The organism is Streptomyces sp. T39 (assembly GCF_008042045.1).
Taxonomy (GTDB): Bacteria; Actinomycetota; Actinomycetes; order Streptomycetales; family Streptomycetaceae; genus Streptomyces.
In genome coordinates, this window is sequence record NZ_RDBP01000014.1 from 1 (window position 1) to 7,177 (window position 7,177).

4 protein-coding genes and 3 pseudogenes are annotated in these 7,177 nt (G+C 72.4%); 2 read left to right on the forward strand and 5 right to left on the reverse strand.

What is annotated here, in order from left to right; translation table 11 throughout:
- Nucleotides 1-11: 11 nt before the first annotated feature.
- From EAO77_RS18130 to EAO77_RS18140, 3 genes are all read right to left on the reverse strand, one after another.
- The gene (locus tag EAO77_RS18130; protein WP_147989326.1) at nucleotides 12-1,589 is read right to left on the reverse strand and encodes a DUF1996 domain-containing protein; all 1,578 of its coding nucleotides are present in this window, start codon (nucleotides 1,587-1,589) and stop codon (nucleotides 12-14) included.
- 188 nt (nucleotides 1,590-1,777) lie between these two features.
- Complete coding sequence (locus EAO77_RS18135; protein ID WP_147989327.1) at nucleotides 1,778-2,425, reverse strand: response regulator transcription factor; 648 nt, start codon at nucleotides 2,423-2,425, stop codon at nucleotides 1,778-1,780.
- Nucleotides 2,410-3,672, reverse strand: a complete 1,263-nt coding sequence (locus tag EAO77_RS18140) for a sensor histidine kinase (RefSeq protein ID WP_147989328.1) — start codon at nucleotides 3,670-3,672, stop codon at nucleotides 2,410-2,412. Before EAO77_RS18140 ends, EAO77_RS18135 begins: the two co-directional genes overlap by 16 nt.
- 235 nt (nucleotides 3,673-3,907) lie before the next feature.
- Between EAO77_RS18140 and EAO77_RS18145 the strand changes: the two are divergent.
- A pseudogene (locus EAO77_RS18145) lies at nucleotides 3,908-5,884 on the forward strand (MMPL family transporter); the annotation flags it as partial.
- A gap of 33 nt (nucleotides 5,885-5,917) precedes the next feature.
- Here the strand turns inward: EAO77_RS18145 and EAO77_RS41370 are convergent.
- Nucleotides 5,918-6,109 (reverse strand): annotated as a pseudogene (locus EAO77_RS41370) (hypothetical protein); the annotation flags it as partial.
- 65 nt (nucleotides 6,110-6,174) lie between these two features.
- Here EAO77_RS41370 and EAO77_RS18150 point away from each other — a divergent pair.
- A complete protein-coding gene (locus EAO77_RS18150) occupies nucleotides 6,175-6,819 on the forward strand; it encodes a hypothetical protein (RefSeq protein ID WP_261994011.1) in 645 nt (214 codons plus the stop codon).
- 108 nt (nucleotides 6,820-6,927) lie between these two features.
- Here the strand turns inward: EAO77_RS18150 and EAO77_RS18155 are convergent.
- Nucleotides 6,928-7,177 (reverse strand): annotated as a pseudogene (locus tag EAO77_RS18155) (PepSY domain-containing protein); the annotation flags it as partial.

Below are 7,177 nucleotides of genomic sequence, written 5' to 3' on the forward strand. Positions count from 1 at the left end.
GGCTCAGCGGGTCACCGGCACCTCCGCCCGCCGTTGATGCAGTTGACCACCTTGTTCATCAGGTTCTCGTCGAAGACGTTGATGAAGTCGCCGTGGTCGGTGATCGGCTTGTGCAGCTGCTCGGGGAACGAGTCGACCGCGAACACCGAGGCGTTCTCCCCGTCGAAGACCGGCGGCGGCACGTCGTAGACGATCCGCTGGACCAGCTGGGGGATGGCCTGGAAGCCCTGCGGGCAGCGGCCCCCGGCGTCGGCGAACGCCACATGGGTGCGGTGGTTGGCGCTGTCCGTGTTCTGGCCGTCCCAGCAGCTCTGGAAGGTGAAGGTGCGCACCACCTGGCTGTTCTCGGGGCAGATCGGGTACTTGTCCTTCAGCTGCCGGTCCTCGAAGCCCGTGCAGCTCCACGAGGCGTTCGCGTTCGCGTCGCCGTTGACGAACGCCTTCGCGTCGCCGGTGATGATGCGCAGGAACCGGGGCATCGCGGTGACCTTGCTGCGCGGGTTGCCCACGAAGGTCAGGGTGACCTGCGAGGGGGTCTGGATCTCGCCCACGTTCTGGTCGTTGCCACCGCCGTCGGCCGCCGCGTCAGCCTCGTCCTGGCCGTTCTGGAGCCGCAGGACCGGCCAGTAGTAGGTGGAGCGGTCGCCCTGGTTGCGGCAGGTGGTGTCGCCCGCGGCGAGGTCGTCGTCGCTGGCGAAGGCGTCGTTCGCCTGATTGCCCACGTAGTCGTGCATGTGGTGGGCGCCGTTGCTGACGCCCGGGGCCACGATGACGTTGTCGGGGTTGAACTTCCCGTTCGCGTTCACGCCGCAGTCGGTCGTGAAGGTGCCCCGGGAGGCGCCCCGCCGGTTGCGCGGCTGCTGCACGTTCGGCTGCACGTCCTCGATCGCGACGAAGTCGCCGGCCTCGGGGCCGTTGCCGGCCTGACCGCCGTTGCCGCCGCCCTGCTCACCGCCGTCCCCGTCGTCGTTGTCGTTGTCGTTGTCGTTGCCGTTGCCGTCGTCGCCGTTGCCGTCGCCGCCGTCCTGGTCCTGGCCGTCGCCGCCGTTGCCGTCGCCGTCGCCGCCGTTCCCGTCGCCGCCGTTGTCCCCGCCGCCGTCACCGTCGTCGCGCAGGGTGCACGGAGCCATCTGCTCCAAGCCCTGCGGGCGTTCGGCCGACCGGTCGATCAGTGCGACGATCCGCTGAATGATGACCAGACGTTCGTTCCGCAGCGGCGACAGGATCTGGTTCTCGCCGAAGGAGCGGTCCGCCTCCACCCGCTGCCGGTTGTCGGCGAAGCGCTGGTAGGCGACCGTGATCTGGGAGTCCAGCGTGGCGAGTTCGCGGTCGACCGCGAAACGCTGGTCGTCGGGGACCTCACGCAGCGAGTTGCCCACATCGGGGCAGTCGATCGTGGACACCGACTGCCCGGCGGCCGCCCGGGTCCGGTTCTGCTGCTGGCCGTCGCGCCCGCCGGGCCACCACCCCTCTCCGGCGGAGGCATAGGAATTGGCCGCGATCAGCCCGCCCCCGCCCAGGATCAGTGCGGCCGAGGCGGCGATCGCCCGGTTGGCCAGCTTCGAGCGTTTTCTTGATGTGCGTCCCATGGAACTCCTCTGCTTCGTTGCCGGGGTGTGTGGGATGAAAGGGGGGTCCCGGCAGAGGGAGAAGCGCGCCGTTCCATACGGCGGGGGCTCATGGGGCGTTCACCGCGGGCCGCACTTCGTACGAAGCTCCAGCGGCAAATGGGTCGCAGGGCGCCGAAGCCGGACACGACGGCGGCCCGCCGCGGGGACTACCCGCGGTCGAGGTAGGCCAGCACCGCCAGCACCCGGCGGTTGTCGTCGTCCGACACCGGCAGGCCGAGCTTGGCGAAGATGTTGGAGGTGTGCTTCGCGATCGCCCGCTCCGTCACCACGAGCTGCGTGGCGATGGCCGCGTTCGAACGCCCCTGGGCCATCAGCTCCATGACCTCCAGCTCACGCGGCGTCAGCGCGCCGATCGGCTGGTCCTGGGAGCGGCGGGTCAGCAGCTGGGAGATCACCTGCGGATCCATCGCCGTCCCGCCGCCCGCCACCCGCCGCACCGCGTCGACGAACTGCTCCGCGTCGAAGACGCGGTCCTTCAGCAGATAGCCCACACCGCCCTCGCCGTCCGCCAGCAGCTCGCGCGCATACAACTGCTCCACGTGCTGCGACAGCACCAGCACCGGGAGACCGGGCCGCGCCCGGCGGGCGGCGAGGGCGCACTGCAACCCCTCGTCGGTGTGCGACGGCGGGAGCCGGACGTCGACGACCGCCACGTCCGGCTCCAGCTCGGCGAGCGCCTTCGACAGCTCCGGGCCGCTCTCCACGGCCGCGAGGATCTCGAAGCCGAAGGCTTCCAGCATCCGCACCAGGCCGTCGCGCAGCAGGAACAGGTCTTCGGCTAGGACGACGCGCAAGGGATCTCCATGGTGACCATGGTGGGACCGCCCGCGGGGCTGCTGACGGCCAGGACGCCGTCGAATGTACCGAGCCGGCGTTCGACCCCGCTCAGACCCGAACCGGATCCGATCGACGCCCCGCCCCCGCCGTTGTCCGTGACCGCGATCCGCAGCGAACCCCCGCCGTGCGAGATGTCGACCCATATCCGGTCGCCCCCGCCGTGCTTGACCGCGTTCGTCAGCGCCTCGCTCACCGCGAAGTAGGCGGCCGACTCCACCGGGGCCTCCACCCGGCCCGTCATCTCCACGTCCACCTCGCAGGCCACCGGCAGCCGCAGCGCCAGCGCCCGCACCGCGTCCCCGAGACCCCGCTCCGCCAGCACCGGCGGGTGGATGCCGCGGACCAGGTCCCGCAGCTCGGTCAGCGCCTCCGCCGACGACGCGCGTGCCGCGGCGATCAGCGTCTTGGCCTGCGCCGGGTCCTTCTCGACCAGCGCCTCGATCGTGCTCAGGTTCATCCCCATGGCGACCAGCCGCGCCTGGGCCCCGTCGTGCAGGTCCCGCTCGATGCGGCGCAGTTCGGCCGCCGAGGTGTCCACCGCGTCGTGCCGGGTGGCGGTCAGCCGGTCGATGCGCTGCTCCAGTTCCTCCCGGCCCGGGGTCAGCGAGGCGGCGGCGATCCTGAAGTGGCTCCGCACGAGCAGCGGGTTCACGTACAGCGCGAGGACCATCCAGCCCACCCCGAGGACGGCCGCCAGCATCGCGGTGCCGTCGCTCTTCACCGGCACGAAGCTGTACCAGTAGGTGCCGCCGGCCTCGACGATCGGCTTCCACAGCCCCGCCGCCAGCAGCAGGCCGAAGAGACCCTCCAGCCACAGGGCCGGCGCGACGACGGCGACGGCCGCGCCCGCCGTGATGTCGCTGAACAGCCACTGCATGTCCCTGCGGGTGGCCGGGTCCTTCAGCATCCGCACGCACCGCTCGACCTGTCCGGCGAGAGTGCCGCGCGCCGTCGGCCCGACCGGGCGGTAGGCGCTGGGAATCCTGACGCCCGACCACTGCGCGGCCAGCAGCCGGCGGCGGTTGGCGTGGGCACGGACCAGCGACAGCAGCGGGGGAGTGGTGAAGATCCCGATGCCGATCGCGATCAGGGTGATCGACACGAGCGTCAGCGAGAAGAGCAGGACCGAGCCGATCAGTGCCGTCAACGCCAGTGCCAGTCCCTGCACACCCGCCGCCAGTGAGGCGCGCACCCTCGTGATCATCGTCGGTATCCCCTCGTCGTCCGGTCTCGCCGACCAGTCTGGCGGGCCGCACCCGCGGACCGCACTGGCCCCCGGCACCCGGCGGGGGTGTACCTGGCACCACCCCCGGGCCGTGGGCCCACGTCTCCGCGACAGGGGGCCCCGGCGGCTGGGGCGTTCGGCCGCCGCTTCCTAGCGTCGACATCGCATCCGCACCGAATCCATCGGCGGCACAGGCCCCAGGGGGAAGCGCCCAATGAAGAACAATCTCGCGGCACGCATCGGCGTGTGGAGCGCACACCATCGCAGAACGGCCGTCATCGGCTGGCTGCTGTTCGTCGTGCTCAGCACGGTTGCGGGCGGCGCCTCGGGCATGGTCGAGATGTCCGAGGCGGAACAGGGCAGCGGCGACTCGGCGCGGGCCGTGCAGATCCTCGCCGACGCCGGGCTGGAGCAGCCCGCCGGCGAACTGGTCCTGGTCAGCGGCGACACCGCCGGCGGCTGGCGCGCCGCGGCCCGCGACCTCGCGTCGGCGATCAAGCGGACCGGCGAGGTGCGCCACGTCCAGGCGCCGCTGCCGTCGAAGGACGGCCGGGAGGCGCTCGTCCGGTTCGAGATGAAGGGCGACGCCGCCGGCGCCGCCGACCGGGTCCCGCCGGTGCTCGACGCCGTACGGGACACGGACCGGGCCCACGACGGCGTGGAACTGCACCAGTTCGGCCGGGCCAGCGCCGAGAAGTGGCTGGCCGACCTGCTCTCCGACGACATGCGCAAGGCCGAGTTCACGGCCGTGCCGCTGGCCCTCGGCATCCTGCTCGTCGCCTTCGGCGCGGTCGTCGCGGCACTGCTGCCGGTGGTGCTCGCCCTCACCGCCTGCATGGCCACGTTCGGACTGCTCTCGCTCGCGAGCCACCAGCTGCACCTGTTCCAGACCACCTACTCGGTGATGTTCCTGGTCGGCCTCGCCGTCGGCGTCGACTACTGCCTCTTCTACCTGCGGCGCGAACGCGACGAGCGGGCCGCGGGCCGGGACGCGGAGACCGCCCTGCGGATCGCCGCCGCGACCAGCGGACGGGCGGTCCTGGTCTCCGGCGCCACCGTGATGCTCGCCATGTCGGGCATGTTCCTGTCCGGGCTGATGCTCTTCGAGGGCTTCGCGCTGGCCACCATCCTCGTCGTCCTCATCGCCATGCTCGGCTCCGTGACCGTGCTCCCCGCGCTGCTGGCCTGGCTCGGCGACCGCGTCGACGCCGGGCGCCTGCCGCTCCTCGGGCGCCGGGGCGCCCGAGGCGTCCACGAGAGCGGCGCGATCGCCGGCGCGGTGCTCCGCCCCGTTCTCGCCCGGCCCCGCCTGTTCGCCTTCGCCTCGCTCGCCGTGCTGCTCGCCCTGGCGGCGCCGGCCGCCGGGATGAAGACCGAACAGCTCGGCATGGAGAAGCAGTTCGGCGCCGACGCGCCGCTCACCGTCGCCCACGCGCGGATCACCGAGGCGTTCCCCGGCGGCCCGGAGCCGGCGCTGGTCGTCGTCACCGCCGACGACATCACCGCCCCCGCCGTCACCGCCGCCCTCGGCCGCTTCCCGAAGGCGACCGTGCACCCGGACAAGGACGTCGCCGAGATCGAGGTCCCGCTGCCCGGGGACGGCAGCGACGCCCGCTCGAAGCAGGCCCTGGCCGACCTGCGTGAACACCGCCTGCCCGAGGCCTTCGACGGGACCGGCGCCACGGCCCTGGTGGGCGGCGAGCTCGCCGAGTCGGTCGACTTCAACGACCAGCTGAAGAGCGGCATCGTCCCGGTGTTCGCCTTCATCACCGTGGTGACGTTCCTCCTGATGCTGGTCTGCTTCCGCTCGTACGTCATCGCGCTGACGTCCGTCGTGCTCAACCTGCTCTCCGTGGGCGCCGCCTACGGGGTGATGACCGCCGTCTTCCAGCACGGTGTGGGGGCGTCGCTCATCGGCGCGGAGGCGGTCGGGGCGATCGAGGGCTGGATGCCGCTGTTCGTCCTGGTGGTCCTGTTCGGTCTGTCGATGGACTACCACGTCTTCGTCGTCTCCCGCATCCGCGAGGCGCACGACCGGGGCGCGGACACGCCCACCGCGATCAGCGAGGGCATCCGCCGCACCGCGGGCGCCGTGACCGGGGCGGCGGCCATCATGGTCGCGGTCTTCGCCGTCTTCGCGACGCTGTCCATGCAGGACATGAAGCAGATGGGCGTGSGCCTCGCGGATGCGGGAGACGACGAAGACGTGGTAGTCCATCGACAGACCGAACAGGACCACCAGGACGAACAGCGGCATCCAGCCCTCGATCGCCCCGACCGCCTCCGCGCCGATGAGCGACGCCCCCACACCGTGCTGGAAGACGGCGGTCATCACCCCGTAGGCGGCGCCCACGGAGAGCAGGTTGAGCACGACGGACGTCAGCGCGATGACGTACGAGCGGAAGCAGACCAGCATCAGGACCACCGGGTAACCCCGAGTCACTCCCGCTCCGCCCCCGACAGTGGCACCATGGCGCGACGATGACGGATGCCCGGTCGCCCCTGCGCGCCCTGCGAGCCGCGCTCTTCGCGGCGGTGGCCGTGCTGTTGGGCGCGGTGGGGCATTCGTCCCTGTCTGCGCACGACATCCCGCCCACCGCGCTGCTCGCCGCCCTCGGGGTGACCGCCGCGGCCGGCTGGGCGGCGGCCGGCCGCCGCCGGGGCCCGTGGTCGATCGGCACCGGGCTGCTCGCCGTGCAGGGCGCACTGCACCTGCTCTTCGCCGCCCCCGCCGGCCCGGGCACCACCCACCACCACACGCGGCACTCCGCGTACGACACCACGCACCACGCCGCGTACGACTCGGCCCCGACCGCCGCCCAGGCCATCGGCGCCGACACCGGCATGGTCGCCGTGCACGTCCTCGCGGCCGCCGTCTGCGCGCTGTGGCTCGCCCGCGGCGAGACCGCGTTCCTCCGGCTCGCACGCACCGTGCTCGCCTTCGCCTTCACCCCGCTGCGGCTGCTGCTCGCCACCGCGTCGCTGCCGGGGCCGGCACGTCCCGCGCCCGCTCCCGCCGCCCGGCCACGCCGACCACGCCATGTCGTCCTCGCGCACACCGTCGTCCGCCGGGGCCCGCCCGTACGGCTCGTCCCCCGCGCCACGGCCCCCGGAGCAACCGTCTGACACGACCTGGGGGCCGCTCTCCCCATGTCGACGTCAACTCCGAGGATCGCCATGTCCATCGACGCCCAGAGCAAGGGCACCGTCCCCGCGGACGACGGGATACCCACCCCGCCGTCCGACGCCCGCGCCGCCGAGGGCCACCACCCACAGCCAGCTCGCGGCCAGTTCGCTGTAGTGGCGGCCCGTCTCGCCCAGGTGCAGGTCGACGTGGAGCCGCGAGAGCCAGGTGCGCAGGGGGAGCGCGCCGGAGCTGCCGTAGGAGGCGAGTTCGCCGCGCACCTGCGCGGTGTACGGGTCGACGAACACCGCGAGCAAGAGCCCCTCGTCGACCTCGGGGGAGGTCATGAGCACCCGGGTC

Excerpts from the sequence above, each read along its gene's own strand:
- EAO77_RS18130 (WP_147989326.1), bottom strand. The coding sequence starts at position 1,589 with ATGGGACGCACATCAAGAAAACGCTCGAAGCTGGCCAACCGGGCGATC.
- EAO77_RS18140 (WP_147989328.1), bottom strand. The coding sequence starts at position 3,672 with ATGATCACGAGGGTGCGCGCCTCACTGGCGGCGGGTGTGCAGGGACTG.
- EAO77_RS18150 (WP_261994011.1), top strand. The coding sequence starts at position 6,175 with ATGACGGATGCCCGGTCGCCCCTGCGCGCCCTGCGAGCCGCGCTCTTC.